Consider the following 16344-nt stretch of genomic DNA (forward strand, 5'->3'; position numbering starts at 1 on the left):
TCAATCGACTCTTCCGGAATGCGTGGGCTCGCCGTTCGGTGGGTTGCCCGCCCGGCGCAGCAGCGCCAGCGTCTGTTCGATCGCCTCCTGGGTTTGTGTGTTTGTCAGGAGTCGATCGAGTGTGACCTCGCACATCTTCTCTGCGCGCCGATAGACCGGCAGGTCTTCGTAGAGTTCCGCAAGTTCGATGTGTAGCTGGTGTATTGCGTTCGAGGCATCCTGCGGTGCCGGGTGGGAGGTCAGGCGGGTAGCGACCTCGGCCAGCGCTTCATCGGCTTGGCGAATGAGGTCGAGCCCGGCCGTGCAGTTGCTGGTATTGACAAGGTAGTACGTTGCGGTTTGGAGCAGGCCCGACAGGTATGGCTCGGCCGCGGTGGTGAAATCTCGGGTCGACCCGGGCTGTGCGCGGACGAACGCCGCCGAATGGTGGGGCAGAGACCGCAAGGCGCGGACCAGCTCGGGGGCAAAGCCATTCCTCGATCGCGTAAGTAGGTAGCCGTCGATAACGTCCGTCCAGTCCCCGATCTCCCTCCACACCCAGTCCGATGCCACTCTTTCGTGGGCGACAGCCATTGGTCCCCGATGCGTTTCCGCCGGATCGGAATCTGCGGGCAAGGTGGATTCTTCGCTCCATGGGACAGCCGCCAATGCCCGCTCGACGAAGTGAGCATTCCACCCGAGTAGTGAAGGAACTGTGTGCAGTCTGGTCACATAGCGAGAATCCGTGGGATGCGGGACCATGGCCCCGACACTGTCCCGCACCGCATTCGCGCTGGCGGCGAGCTCTTTTGCCGTCGGCAGTTGATCCACGAGGTACCGCGCTGCCTCGAAAAGCGAGGCATAGTCGGAAACCTGGTCGGGAGCATTCCGGGCGAGCCGACGAGTCAATTCGGCGACCAGCATGTTCAGCGCACGCGCCGCGCCTGCCAACTCTTCGGCTGTGGACTGCGGCTCGCCACCGTCGAATGCCGCTAGGTCGGCGATGATTCTTGTACGCAGATCAGTCATCAACTGCCGGGCCTGATCATCGGAAAGGCGACGAGCCCAGGATTCGAGTTTCGGGAATGCGGCACTGAGATCGGGTATCGCGATCTCGACTGTCGACGGCGTGGTGGGAACGACTCGTGCTGCCGGTGTGGTGGTCGGCGCTGGAGCCGCGTGTTTTGTAGAGGAAAACGCAGCGCCGGTGGTCTCCGACTCGGCGGTCGCCGGTTGGGCGCGGCCTGCTGTCTTCGCCGGTTGAACAGTTGGGACGGTCCACTGCGCCGGAGGCGGGTCGTATACGCCGATCGCAAGACCGATCGGCCTGTCGGGCAGACCTTGCCAGTATCCCCATACTGGCCGTGCCGCCATGAAAGCCTGCTTCAACTTGGTACTGGCGAAGTGAATCTGTTCTGGCGTGAGGAGGCCGAAGGCCGCCGCGCGCGTCAGTCGGATGACGTCGTGAATGATCCGCTGGATCTGCAGAAGGATGGCGTAGATGATGCCGCCGGCAGGGCCAACACCTTCCAGGTGGTAGAGGCGGGCCCAGTCGTAGGCCGTGGGCCCCGGTCTGGCCAGCTCCCAGTCCAAGACGGTTATGCGGGCATTCTCTACGGTGAGGAAAATTCTTTCGAAATGGGAGAAAAGTAGGTTCCCGAAATGCAGGTCCGTATGGAGTAAACGATTCCGTACCAAATCGAGGAACCACGACATTCTGACGACGGGTTCGAACGGGTGCTGCGGTACTTCCAAATCAGCGAGGATGGCGCCGAACTCGGGGAGTGCATCTTCGAGGATTTTCATCTGCTCGTCCACCAGTTGGCGTATGAATTCTCCAGGATCATCCTGAGGTTCTGATTCTGCCGTGCCGCCGGACCCCACTGGGATAGCACGCATTTGTCTGTGTAGTTCCTGGATGGCGGCAACCAACTGCTCGACCGGAGCGTCCGCCACATCGGCGAACCGTTCGGCATTGTCCACAAATCCTTGGATCTGGACTCCATCGATTCGGCTGCCATCGGGCATTTCGACCCCGTGGAGCACCTTGAATACCCGTGGTACGTACACCTGTGGCCCGCCGCCGACACCATATCGGGCGAGCAGTTCGAGCACCCGCCACTCCTCCGGCTCGACTCGGGTGTCGAGGCCATCGCCCCCGGACTTGGCGAAGCGCACCATGAATTGGCCGACTCGAATGTTGAGATTGTAGTTTCCACTCATGGCCGAGGCGAGTGATGGCAACGCTTTCTCGATAATGGCCAAGGCGACGTCGTCAGGCATGTCCACGCCTGCTGTCCCACCGAGATACCGATACTGCTCGATCGGCAGGAGGCCCGGCACAGGGTTCGCGCTTGCGTCCTCGGGCCCCTCGGGGGAGTCGGTGTCTGCACTGGTGGAAGACCTGTCGGCGGCGAGAAACGTCGCCAATCTGCGGATCGTGTCGGTCGTCAGTTGCTGTGGACGCCCCGTGAGGTCCAGGGTGTCCGCTGCTGCGACATCAGGAAGCCCTTCCCAGAACTGCAGCAGCAGGTATTCGCGCTCATGGGGCTCGAGAGCGTCGAAACCACGATCCCACTTCTGCCTATCCGCTCCCGCCAGCGCTCGGACCAGTGGGTTCGACGCGTCATTGCTGGGGGACATGAAGTCCCACAGGATCGCCTGCCTGAACCGTGCGTGCCGCACGTGGTCGACTGCCAGCTTCCGGGCAACGGTGAGCAGTGCTGCCGGATCGTGATCGCCCGCCTGCGCGCCCGCCTCGGCGGCGATGCCGTGGGCGACCTGGTCCGTACCCACCAGGCGCAGCACTTCGCGAAACACCGTGTCCGAGAGCGCCTCCGGGGACTCGCCGTCAGTCGGCTCGTGCGGCAGGTGCGCTGGCGACTCGGGATTGCCGGCCGCGCGGGAGTCGAGCTCAGACTCGGAATCGGTGGTGTCGGCTGCCATCAGGTTCGCGGAACGGGTCAGCGACTCGACCAACCCGATAAGCGAGTTGCGCAGCACGTCGTGCAGCATCGCGTCGCTCAAACCGAGCGACTGTGCTGTCCGATCCACTGTCTCCCCCTGCACGAACAGTCGTGCAATGCTGATTCGCCCGGACCGACTGCGCTCCACCAGCGCCTGTGCCATCGCTTTTCTGTCCGCTTGCGCCACAACCGTTCGCAGGCGATCGGAATCCTCGAACCCCCCGCCGGCCAGCAACGCGGTGCACAGCCGTTCGCCGATACCTGTCCCGGAATCCCACCCCGCCGCGATGACGTTCTTCATTGCCGCCCAGTCCTCGAGTAGCGGATGTTCCCCTGCCGCGAGGCGACTTACTACCGTCGTTGCGCCGTTGTCGATCGTCAGATACCCCTCGTCGCGCAACTGTCCGAATACCCGTGACACGGTCATCGCCGACGATCCGAGCTCTGCGGCAACCTCCCGAGTCGAGGGGAGCCGCCAGCCAACGCGCAGCATGCGCGAGCGGATCGCCTTCCGCAACGCGCGAAGCAGATCCGCGCCACTCGGCGCGGGACCTGCCGCTTCGAGCGACCGATCCCCGAGTAGCCGCCGCAGTCCCGCCGACGAGACTTGCCCGCCCGCAACGAAGTCGGGACCGATTGTCACCCAGGTTCTGCGTGGGGTACCCATACGTCCCTCGGTCGCCAAACGCCCCTCGTCTCGCAACAACCCATAGGCGTACTCAACGCTGACCGAATTCAGCCCGAGCGCTGCGGCAAGGTCGTGAGTCGAAGGCAGCAGCCCGCCCACCGGGACCCTGCCGTCGAGGATCGCCGCACGCAAGCCTTCGACGAGGATCGTGACGCGCGGACCGATTCGTTCCGGCAGTGTCCTCGAAGACCCGTCCAGGAGTATCTCCACCAGATCGGCCACACCGACCACCGTGCGCGCACCGAGATCCAGATCATCGCCAGGCTCGTGATCGTCGGACCATCTGCCGGAATCCGCCACCACAATTCCGATGTCAGGGCGGATCAGCACATACCGCTCGTCCCGCAGCAGGTCGTACGCCCTCATCACCGATTCCACGGACAACCCGAGATGCTCAGCGAGGTCGCGATCTGGCAGCAGCGACTGCCCGGGAGGCAACTTGCCGTCGATGATCCCGTCGCGCAAGGCATCCGCCAGTGCTAAGAAGTCCGGGAGGCCAGCCGCCGTCAACTCGCTGAACGACCAGTCCTCGAGTAGCCGCTGCATGTCCGTCGAGTCGCCTAGGTGGCGCAAGATCATATTTGAATAGTTCGCTGGCGCAACGCTATCCGTCCATCTGTCGGCGTCTGTCACGATTTCTGTGACACCGCTGCCGGCACGCGACAGCAACTGCGTCGGGCCGGTTCGCGCTCGGCCGACCACCTGCGGTTCATCACCGTTCGCCACAACGGCGCCCGCACCGTGGCGGATCGCCATCAACCCCTCGTCGCGCAACCGTTGATATGCCTTTGCCACAGTCGATTTCGATACTCCGAGGGCAGGTGCGAGGTCCGCGGTCGCAGGCATTCTCCAGTTCACCAGCAGTTCTTCGGAGAGGATCGCCGCACGCAATCCTTCGACGAGGAGCGCGACATTCCACGTATCAACCGCTGGCTCGGCACTGCGCGACCAATCCTCGAGCGTCTCTAATACACGCGCTGAATCGACCACCCCCTGCACAGTGAAATCCGAATTGCCGCCGGGCTCATGGCTGTCCGTCTGCTCGCCGGTAAACGCCACCACAGTCCCGGATCCGTGGCGGCCGACCAATAGCTGTTGGTTCTTCAATTGCTTATAGACCATCCCGACCGTCGCCTGCGACAAACCGAAGTGCTCGGCGAATCTCGCCGCCGACGGCAGCGGCTGCCCCGGGGCCAGCCGACCGGACCGAATCGCCGTGCTCAGCGCGTCTACCAAGGTCGCAGTTGGGGGGAAGCCCGCCTCCAGTTTCGCGCGCAACAATCGATCGTCGAGTACCCACAGCAGCTCTGCATCGATGCGAGACCCCCGGGATTCGTGGCGCGCGGCACCGGCCGGTTCGACGATCTCGCCGAGTTCGGGTTCCGTCTGCTCCCCGGAACCGACCCGAGGCGAGGACCCGTCACCCGGCTGGTCACCGATTGGATCGGATACCGACGCATGTGCCCGCTCTGGTGTCGTTTCGGGGACTGGTGCCGGTTGACCGGGCTGGTCCGGGTGTGCGTCCTCGCCGGGGGTGGCCTGAACTGGAGGTTGTGTTGCAGGTTCGGCAGGTTCCCACTCCTGGCCGGTATCGGGGTTGCGGTCGAAAACGACTCCGCCGTAGGGAATCCCGGCGAATCCGGGCCCGCCCACGCGCGGTCGGCGCTGCCCGCGTCGGGCGGTCAGATCGAGTGCGTCGTGGATGTCGAACTCGTGGAATGGAACCGATGGCCCCGGCAGGTTGGCACGGCCACCGCCGTGAGGCGTCGTGGGTGGCTGCTGCTGCCCGGCTCCCGTAGCGGCCGATGCGCTGTGCTGAGTGGTCCCAGCCACGGGATCGGTGGAATCGGAGTTGCCCGGTTCGAGCGGCGGCTGGTGTGGAGTTTCGGGGTATTTCTGGTCGGTCGCTGCCTTCTCTGGTGGCGTCGGTGGTTCGGGCGGTTGGTCGGGTGGGACGAATGCGTGACCCTCGGGCGGCGTGGAGTTATCGGGCTCGGCGTCCGTCGTCGGCGCCGGGTATACGCGGTCCGCCGCCCAGACCGTCGCGGCGCGCATTGTGCTTGCGATCCTGCCGGTGATGCCCCCGAAGATGTGCTGTCCGGTCTTCAGGAGCAGCTGCCCGGATCGTCCGGGCAGCAGACCGGCGACGCTTTTCACGATGTCGTTCGCGGCGCCCAACACGAATTCCGTGTTTTCCCGCAGGACGGTGCTGAGCAGGTACCTGTCGGTCACTGCCATCAGGTATTCCTCGGCTCGGCGAGAGCCGATTCTCGACCAGATGAAGGCGCAGTCGACCCGAGCCCGCAGATAGTCGTCGCTCTGCGCCTCGAGCCACCGGCAGCCGGGGTAGAACGCCGCCGACCACAGGTCGTCCTTCAGGTGCCGCTTCCAGAACGCGTTCTCATCATCGGTGATCACTCCGCGTCTGCAGGCGTCGTCCATCAGCTCGATGTCGTCGTCCAGCATCGGCCTGCCGGAGAAGTACTGCATGATGCCGGCCGCGATCAGCAGCAGTTGCGGGAGTTCATCATTCGAAGTGGCGCGCTGCCAGCTGGCCCACCTGGTCTCGTCGGTCGAATCCCGGCGGCTGGCCCGTTCGGGGGTGCCTACCGGCTTCGTCCGGAACTTCCAGACCGGGATGGTCTCGCGGCCCTTCGTGATCTTCTCCTGCGTGAAGAACAATGTGCGCCAGTCGATCTTGTGCTCATGGACCAGTTGATCGATCGACGAGCCGGTCACGTTGATCAACGCGAGTGTCATGTATACGGGGAAGCGCTGGATGAACCGGGCCAGTTCCAGGAGATCCTTCTCGGTGAGCTCAACATCCCGCAGCGTGTCGATGTCTTCCTTGAACAGTGCGTGGAACCAGTCCCGCCGATTGCTGACCCAGTCGGCCCCGAATGGTGCCCCGTCTCGGGGCATCGGCATCTTCAATAGGTATCCGAATCCCTCAGGGTCGATCGCCACCACTCTCTTGATCGCGTCCTGAACCGGGCGCCAATACTCGGGTCCGGGAGCGACGTTCTCGGCGCCGGGGTCCATGATCGTCAGCTGGGCACGGGTTGATCCAGGGTTCGGCCCGTCGCTGTCTTCGTCGTGCTGTGCACCCGGCTCGGTGGTAGATGGATCGTCGGTGGTGTCCAGCGCCGTCGGCTGTTCCGGAAGAGGCTGGGTGCCAAGGTCGTTCGACGGAACAACTGGTGTTACGTCGTTCGGTGGCCGAGGTGGTTCGTCGCCATTGCCGGCGCCACCGGGCGGTGCGGGTGGCGCAGTCCGAACCTCGAACCACGTGACCCGTTGGGCCGTATCAGCAGATGCGACGGTTGCCTGCACGTCCGCCTGTGTGGAGTTCTTTGCGGGAGCGTAGTCCGTTTCTGACTCGGCCACCTCGGCAGCGTGGGCACCGCTGGGAATGTGTTGCGGGGTTTGCGCGGCCTGTTTGTCCTTGTCGGCGCGGTCGGCGGGGGGCGTTTTGCGATGTCCGCCGCTCCCAGCGCCCCCACCGTCGTTGTTGAATTGGTCGATTCGGGCGATCCGGCGGCGGTCCATCCCGATGACGATGTTTTCGCCGAAGGGGTCGTCGAGATTGCCCATCCCGATCATGGGGTGACCGCCCGGATCGGGTTGCGGCGAAGTCTTCGGTGTGCCCGTGGCCGGTGTGGGCGCGACGATGGGTTGCGGGGTCGGTTCGTCGTGAACTGCGCGGTTCGTCGTGCGCTGGATCTCTTGGTCGAACCGCGCGTCCCAGGCTGCGTCGGACTCGGCGTCCGGGTGCGCGGACTGTGCGGCCGCCTCGAGATCGGCCAGTCGGAGTGCCAGACTATCCAGATAGACGTCAGTGAGTGCCTCCAACTCGGCTAGTCGGAGTGCCAGACCGTCGAGATAGGCGTCGGTCAGTGCCGCCCCCGTGCCGTCGCTGTCCGCGACGTGGACCCGCGTGTCGTTCAGGTCGGCGGCGGTGACCTCCTGCATCTGGGCGTGCAGGAGCAGCTTGGTCAGCCTGTCGAGGGTATCGAGGTCCAGGTTCATATAGTCGGCGGCCGGATCGGCCGCGAGGAACCGGCGCACTCTCTCGCGTTTACGCACGATGATGTCCCGCCAGTCGCGTGGCGTCAGTTCGTCGTAGGGGCGCGGAAGATCGTTCGAGCCCGGAATGTTGAGTCGTTCGGCAAGGAGGTCGCGAAGTGCTACCAGAGTCCCGATTGCCTCGGTTTGATCAACACGGTTGTTGTACCAGGCACTACCTTCGATCTGGGTGAGGTTGTCGATCACACCCTGAAACCAGTCGGTTCGATTGCGCTGGTCGTATGCCGATTTCGAGGTGAGGACACCTTCTCGGACGGCCGCGAGTCTCTCGCGCGGAAGGTAATGTTTCTTCCATTCGATCTTGCCGTTGTGAAGTTTGACGAAGTGCAAGGCGAACCCCTCGGGTGGGAATCGCTTCTGATACGAGTTGCCGTTGTCGAGCGGCCAGACCATGAAGCCGAGCTCGAGCCGCCAGTTCGTGCTCTGCGGCTCGTGCCGGTCCCAGGGCCAGATCAGCGAGGCGCCGAGCCCGAGGCTCTGCCCTGCCCAAGTGTGGAAGAAATCCCTCCAGGCATCGTCGCCGAACGCACCGTATATCTTGCTCGCGTCGACTCCAGGCACATACGCCATGAACAACACCAGTTCGCTGGCACCGGGGACGAGTTCATCGGCGACCACCACATCGGCCGACCGCGAGCCGGCATCCGCGAGTGTGACGGGCGCCAGCTTCTCGGCGTCGCGCTGATCGATATCGCGAACGGTCTTTATGATGTGCCGAAAACCATTTCCGTATCCCACAAGGTCGACTCCCAAGGACATAGTCGGGTCACCCGTATCCTCTTTGAGCTGGATGCGCCAAGCCTCACCGGAGGCAAAGGCTGCCACGCATTTCTCGGCGAAGGTCCGTTCGTCGACCAGGTCGTTACACCACCAGATGAAATCGCGATCACGGTAGTACTGATTCATGGGCTCCGGCTCGTGGTGCACGCCGGATATCGGTTCGACGGTGAGCCGGCCACGCTCGTCGATCCGAACGTGCCAGTAGTCGATCGCTATGCCTCGTTCCGCAGCCTGTTCACGAAATCCCGGAACCTGCATATCCAGCAGCGCTTGTTGGTCTCGCAGCGGAGACGCGACCACCACTCTGTCCGGTCCGAACCCGATCCCCGCGACAGTCTTCCCGTCGTCATGGACAAAGGGGGTGACTTCTGCGGCCGCAAATACCTGCGGAACCGCCATTATCGCGAGCGCTGCGCGAACTACGTCCACGTACGCTCGGGCGGATTCGAGATGACGCGGCAGTGCGCGGATGCGACTCTCGAGTTCGGAAACCGCATCTTGGTAGTCGAGCAGCTCGTTCAGCGCATCGTCGGCGACGAGCCGGCGCAGCATCGCCTCGAATTGTTGGCGTTGTCGTAGCTGTAGCGCTTGGACCGTTCGCTGGATCTCCTCGGGTTCCTTCTGCTGCAGATTCGCCGTATCCAGACCGAGCGCCTGCGCCGGCTGTAGCGCGTAGGTGATTGTGTCCTGCACGGCGTTTTCGGCTGTCTCCAGCACCCGACGGAAGATGGGTGGAAGTTCAATGGGGGCAGGGAGATTCGGGTTCGAAGGGGCGTTGTCGGCAGCGGATGCGGCGGGTTCGGCAGGATCCGCTGTGGCTTCCCGATGCCCGTCCTGGCCCCACGGTTGGCCGTTCTCGTCGTGGTGGAAGCCGAGGTGTGCGTCGGGGTGGATGATCGCGGATCGGCGCCAGCCGGGGCGGTGTTTGTGGCGTTCGGGGGCGAGACCCGCTGCTTCGGCCGGGTCGGTGTGGGGATTGAAATGCGGTTCCGGCCCGCGTGTTCCATCGGCTGGAGATTGCTGTATGGAATTCTCCGGGTCGGCTGCGCGAGTGCGGACGGGGGCAGCTGAGGGGTTGTGGCCTGGGTGGTGGCGGGCCGTCTCGGCACTGGTTGATCCAGGGTTCGGCCCGTCGCTGTCTTCGTCGTGCTGTGCACCCGGCTCGGTGGTAGATGGATCGTCAGTGGTGTCCAGCGCCGTCGGCTGTTCCGGAAGAGGCTGGGTGCCAAGGTCGTTCGACGGAACAACTGGTGTTACGTCGTTCGGTGGCCGAGGTGGTTCGTCGCCATTGCCGGCGCCACCGGGCGGTGCGGGTGGCGCAGTCCGAACCTCGAACCACGTGACCCGTTGGGCCGTATCATCGAGAAGGTATGTGCCGCTGTCGTCGACGTCGATTGATCCGGTCAGGTCCAGATCCAGGTCCCGGTCGGCGGCGTCGATCACTTCCACCCGCACCGGATCGTGTGCTCCGGCGACCGCCGCAATGATCTGTACCTCCGCGTCGCTGTGCTGCAGCGGCTCCAGCACAACCGTGCCGAGCGCGGAGGCCGCACGCGATACTCCAGCGGCGGTTCCCCATCCGAATTCGCTCAACCGGTCGACCAACCACTCCACCGCGTTCTCGGCGTCACGCATCCGAGCGGCCAGCGAGGATGTGGTTTGTCCGATACTCAGGTCGGCTTGCCAACCACTATCGGTCCATCGCCAATACGCCTGTCGCGACGTCGTCCGTTTGACAACACGCGCAGCCGTGTCCGCGTCCGCCTCGTATGTTTCGGTGATCGACACCTCCGAGCTGGAGCTGCGCTCGAGGAGAGCCGTGTCGATCGCGGCACGTATCAGACGGAAATCGTTGCCGGGCAAGGCAGCGTGGTTGTACATCACGTAAGCGTCGATCGACCCGTTGTCGAGGACGACATATCTGATCCGGCATTCCGCTGTCACGTTGCCGGCCCGTAGCTGGAGGTAGGGCAGCTCCAGGGCTTCTTCCACCTCGTCGTGCCATGCGGGTGTTTCGAGCGTGTGCAGAGACAGCGACGTCCGCGGACGCCCGTCGGAGCCGATCCGCACTGGAAGGGTTGTCGATACCGTCGTCGCCGTGCCGACCGCGAAGACGACGCCGGAAAGCTCGCCCTCCGGACGTCCAGGCTCCAGATCGGCCAGCTCGTCGAATTCGTCCACACCATGCACTACGACCGCGCCTGTCGGCTCGGGTGGAGCTTGATGCGGCACCTCCGGCTGCGCATCGGTGTCCGGTGCTCCGGATTTCCGGGTGCCCCGAGGCCAGCTCCCGTCGGTGCCGTGGGGTTGGGCGAGCGCTTCGACGGCGCTTTCCTGCGCATCGTGCCCGGCGGGTTCTGGGTCGTGCTCGACGCGCCATACGTTCACTACCGAGCTGCGCTCGTTGTCGATGGTGTCGGCGGTGTGCACCTCGAGGGGCGGTATGTTCCGGATCAAGCCCGCGTCCGCCGTGGTCGAGTCCGTCTCCGCTTCTCGCGCCGGGTCGGAGACATCTGGATCACTCGTTCGAGTGGCGGTGGCATTGGCGGTGTCCGAGGCGGTTTCCGGGTTGGGCGAAGGTCGTTCGGCAGCTCGGGCGTTGGCATCCGTCGCGGCCGACGCCGGGATCAGTTGGCGTGGCGCGTCGCTCTGATCGGTATAGCCGTAGTCGTAGAACTCATAGACGGTTACCGTTTCGTCGCGGAAATGGTTCTGCAGTGCGGCGTCGATGGTTTGGCGCATAATGTCGAATTCGGGATTGTCGACGTCGGGCATGCCGTAGGTGATGTAAGCGATGGGGCCGTCCGCCACCGAACGGTAGAGCGCGATTTCGCAAGGTACCGTCAGATCGTTACTGGTGATCTCGATGCCGGGCGGCGGTGGCAGCTCGAGCGCATCTCGGATCTGGTGGTGGCTGACTCCCGCTGCTTGGACTACGTGCAGGGTCAGCGTCCGGCGGTTGCCCCTCGCGCTAGGCTCTTCGGGGATATCCGTTGCCGAGCTCAGCATTTCGGCTGAGGTAACCAGACCTGATGTCCAATCGCTCGACGCGTCCGCGATCTCCTGAAGGCGAGGCGGTGTGTCGAGCACGACGACGACGCCGTTTACCTCGGGAGCCGTAGCGAGGACGGCATTGTGATCGAAGACCGGTACCGCATAACCGTAGTGGTCGACCGCAATGACCTCCGCGATGCCGCTGATCAGCGGTTGTTGCCGCAGGCGCGCGCCGAGGTCTGCTGGGGTGAAGGGTACCTCGGAAAGATCTGCCACGATCCGGTCGGCCTGTTGTGCGGCAGCGAGTTCCGCGAGTCCGGCGACGAACGTATCGACGTCGCCGCTGCCCGCTACATAGTAGTGAAACGATCTTCCATCGATGAGATAGTCGGGGCCCACATCGCCGTCGGCCTTCTGCATCAGCTCGATCTCGAACTGATGACCCGCCACGGTGAGCAACCCGGTCGCTTCGATCCTTGCCCTCGCATCCTCGGGTTCGTCGATGTCATCAATCTCGACGGCTTCGCTCGTCCCGGGGGTGGCTGCCTTATCGAAGGAATCTACGGGGGCCAAGGATGATTCGTTGTTCGGCGAAGTCGACAGGCTGGCTGCTACCTGCTGTTCGGCGCGTACGAGCCCGACCAGCGAGTCGGCGCCCTCGTCGCGTGCGGATGTGGCGGTTCTGCTGCCCCAGCGTGGGAGCCGGTCGTGTTGGTCGACCTGATTCGCGGGCCACGGTGGCGGCGGCAGACCGGGCCGCCAGAGCGCGCGTTGTGGCGGTGGGCCTTCCGACTGACGTGCGAGGGGCTTTCCAAGGGGTAGGGGCCGCCCGGACTCGGGTTCCCATCCGGTCGTGTCGAGCGTCGCGCGCCATTCGAGATCCGGGCTGAATGTCGACGTCCAGCCGCTGATCGGGGTCGTGACATGTTTGCCATAGGCGCAGCCCGACAGCTGCGGCCGAGCCTCGGTGGTCGATCGGTAGAGCTCGACCTCTTCGAGTTTGCCCGCGTCGGACAGCTTCGAAAGATCCGGGCCGCGAACCGATCCCATCGATAGCTCCGCCATCGGACGTGAGCGCTCGACGATCGTGGCCAGTTCGTCGCCGCCGAGTTTGTAACCGAACGGCTGGTGCTGGTCGCCTCCCCGACGAGTCGACGGAAGCGTGGCAATTGGCGGCCCGGTCCAGGCATCAGGGGTCACCTCGACGATCGCCACTGGCATAACCGGGCGGTCGGTGACATAGAACTGTGGCGCGTGCGCCCGCCGGAATTGGTCCGCGGGGAAGATCAGTACATATCCGCGATGCCCCGGGGCACTTGCGGTCTCGCGGTCGGTCCGGCCGAGCACGAACGTCTCGATGATCGCCGTTTTGTCCGGTGTCCAGTGCTGGCATCCACCGGAACTGTTGCCCGGCCACACGCACAACGCAAAGAACATCGCGCGGTCGATATTCGACGTGGCGAACGCCATCGCATCCGGTTCCGATTTGCCGACCCAGGTCGCGAACTGGGCCGGAAGTTGAGGTGCCAGCAGTGTGAACGGGCGGTAGCTGCCATGCGCGACATAGCCTTCGGCGAGGAAGCTCGCCACGACACCCCGGTTGCCGTCGGGCCGCGACCCGGCGTGGATCAGGCGCGGTGCGGAGCCGGTCTCATGCGCACTTGCGACATAGAGCCCGGTGGACTGTGGGTTGGGCACGGAGAAGCCAGCGGTGAGCAACCCGGTCGCTTCGATCCTTGCCCTGGCATCCACGGGTTCGTCGATGTTATCGATCTCGACGGCTTCGCTCGTTTCGGCGGTGGCTGCGTGATCGAACGACGCCATGGCGGCAAGGATTTCGGTGTCCGTCATGCCCGCGGCCACCAAGCGCAGCACCTCGGCCTCGCGTGCGGGTGGTACCGCAGGTTCAGGCGCGGGGGTAGGCGGGTGCGCAACGGTATCGGAGCCGACCGGCTCTGTCATGGTTTCCGACTTCGACTCGGCTTCGGAATCTACTGGGGCCGAGGATGATTCGCTGTTCGGCGAAGTCGACAGGCTGGCTGCTGCCTGCTGTTCGGCGCGAAGGAGCGCGGCGTGGTGGGCAAAGAGGTTGTCGACCGTGTCGACGAACGATGCGATCCGCGGTGAGTCGGTCTCGTTGGCGATCCGGCGCAGTTCGGCCAGCGGATCCTTGGGGGAGGGGTTGCCGAGGTGACCCGGTCTCGATACTCCGAGGAGTGCCGCCAGGTCGTTCTCCAGAGTCAGGTTTCGTTGCAACAACCTGTTGCGCCGGGACTGCACCTGCTCCTGGACCCGAAGGTCTGTCGGTTTGCCTTTGAACGCATCAAGGGTTGCCCGCTCGGTATCTCGGTGCAGCTCGAGCCGGAATCTGATCCATTCGACGAGTTCATCGAGCCGTCCGGTTGCGGCGATCGCCGCCAGGGCTCCTTCCCGCGCGAGCACAGGACGCAGCCACGCGGCGACGATGCCCACCGCTTGGCGCAGCTGTCCCGGTACCACCAGATCCGGCGTTCCTCCGAGCAGTTCGGCCAGTTCGGCCTGCGCCGCCTCCAGTCCTGCAAGCGCGTCGTGCCGTGCCGTATCGGCTTCCGTTGTGGTCGAGCCATTTTCGCTGGCAACCTCATCGACAGGTGCAGTCGGCGACTCGCCTGGTGCGCCGCTCGGTCCGAGTCGATGACGACCGCCCGGTGGTTCGTGCGGAGTCGTCGGATCGTCTTCCGGTTGGTGCCCGGCGTCGCTGGGTGCTGTCGAGTCGTGGGTGTTCGGGTATGGTCGGCCGTCTGGGTCTTCGGCGTGGTGGTGGTAGACGGTGCCGCCGATTTCGTTGCCGTGTAGCCCTGTTCCGGATTTGAGCGGTCGGTGGTTCTTGCGTAGCGGTGGGAGGCCGCGTGCTGCCCGGTCGATGTCGAAGTCGTGGACGTATGTGACCGGGCCTGGGGTTGGTCCGTCGGTTGCGGATCCGCCTGGGATGTGCGGGGGTTCGGCGGCGGGTTGATCGATGGGATCGGTTCCGGGTTCCGTGCGCCGCTCGGTCTCGGCGGTTGGTTCCGTCGCCGGAGTATCGATAAAGGGCACCGTGGCCGCAGCGGACTCCGGGGTTGAGGACGGTTGTGCGCTCGTCGTGGGGTTGAACTTGGGGATGACGGTGGCGGTGTGGATTCGGCCGTCCGCAATAGTGAAGCGGCCGAACAGGTCGGTCAGTGTCCAGCCGGATTCGGTGGTGACGGGCGCCTCCAGGCGGATATGGAACGTTCCGGCAGCCGGGTCGACGGCGGTGTGCATGGCGCCGAAACCGAGTCGGCGTCCGGTCAGGGGGAGGGCCGCTTCATTGGCACTCTTTTTGGCGGACCACAGCATTCGGTCCCAGTGCACCCCGCCGCGGGTGCCGATCTCGCGCAGCCAGGTCTGCTCCGCATGCTGTGCGACGTTGTTCAGCAGGCGGCTGGGCAGTGGGGCGTTCGGCTCCGCATTGATTCCGATCGAGGTCACCTTGTCCGCATCGATGACCGCCGCGGCGGCGTAGTCATCGTCGACGGTCGTGGTTGTGCCGATCACGCCGGTCGGCCATACCGCAGTGCCGTCCGGACCAGTGAGTATCAGGGCGTCCGGGTGGCCGAGTTCGGCGAGAGCTTGTTGGGCGGCGACCCGCTCGTTGGCGATCCCGCGCACGCGTGTCGCCGTTTCCTCGGGAAATGGTGTCGACGCACGGTTCTCCGACAGCGCGGCCGACCCGCGTCCGATCACCTCCGCTGTGCTGGCCTCCGGCAGTATCTGGCTGAAGGCAGCACCCGGCTGCGTGCCCCCGTCCCGCTCCTGCCTGTTGTCAGGGTTTTCGTGGAATTCCGCCGTGCTAGCACGGAGCCCAGCAGATCCGCCTGCGCGTCGCGGGTGGCGCTCTTGCTCGGGGGGATCGTTGGCCGCGGCACCTGGCCCTGCGGTCTGCGGCGCACCCGCGTTGGCCTCGCTCGACAATGTGATTCCAGCGGTGGCCTGTGGGAGACCGCTGCGTAGCAGCGTCAGCGCGTCGTCAAGCGAGGCTGCGCCGGGAGTGGCGCTGCCGAGTTGGCGCAGTGTGAGTACCCGCATCCGTGCCGATCGGCGGCGCAAGGATGCGGGCTCGGCATGAAGCGCCGTAAGGCGTTCCTGTAGTTGCTGAATCACGCCGCGAGCATCTTGCAGGGTTTGCTGAGCGGGCAGCCGGGCAATGACCGTTGCCAGTACTTCGTCGACACGGCGAATCTCTCCGAGTCCGAAGGCGGAACTGCGAGTGGCGGTCAGGTAGTACAGCGCACTCCTGACCAGGCCCTGGAGGTAATCCGCTGCGGCGGAGGCGAATACCTGGTCGCTGTCTGCTCGGGCACGAGCAAATGTCTTTGCTTGTTCGGGCAGGTCTCGAAGCACGTGGGCGAGTTCAGGGTCGATCTCGCGCCCCACCGCCGCGTCCATCTCGCGCTCCAGGAGAGATTCATCCGGTGTGGGAGCCAGCAATGCGGACAGTCGGTCTGCCGCGCGCTCCGCGGCCGAGGGAGCGAGGAACGCCCCCAGTTTGGCTGCCGCGCGGTCGATTTCTGGGTCGGGCGTAATGTCGTTCTCATCGGGCTGCGCGGGATCCGTCGAGGCGCGACCGATCTGGCCGACCTCCTCGTTGGTACCGCCAGATGCCACACTGATCCCGAGCTTCTCCGCGAGGCGATTGCGATGGGTCCACACCGTAGGAACGGAAACGCCGAGCGCTTTCGCCATCGACTGGATCGTGCGGCCCTGCGCGATCAGATTGAGCACCTGGATCTCACGATTGGACAGCGCGCGGCCCCGGCGAGCTGTCGCCGTCGGCGAGATCGACAGTTGTGG

The 16344-nt window shown here is 64.7% G+C and carries 1 protein-coding gene (running past one end of the window); it reads right to left on the minus strand.

All coding sequences use genetic code 11. The features are described 5' to 3' along the window. A protein-coding gene (locus tag ABZ293_RS20495; protein ID WP_355182775.1) for an MFS transporter crosses the window boundary here: on the minus strand, nt 1–16344 show its 3' portion. It continues 26172 nt past the right edge of the window; only the last 16344 of its 42516 coding nucleotides appear in the window; its start codon lies beyond the right edge, outside the window; the stop codon is at nt 1–3.

The sequence above is a fragment of the Nocardia sp. NPDC005998 genome (assembly GCF_040614395.1).
GTDB lineage: Bacteria > Actinomycetota > Actinomycetes > Mycobacteriales > Mycobacteriaceae > Nocardia.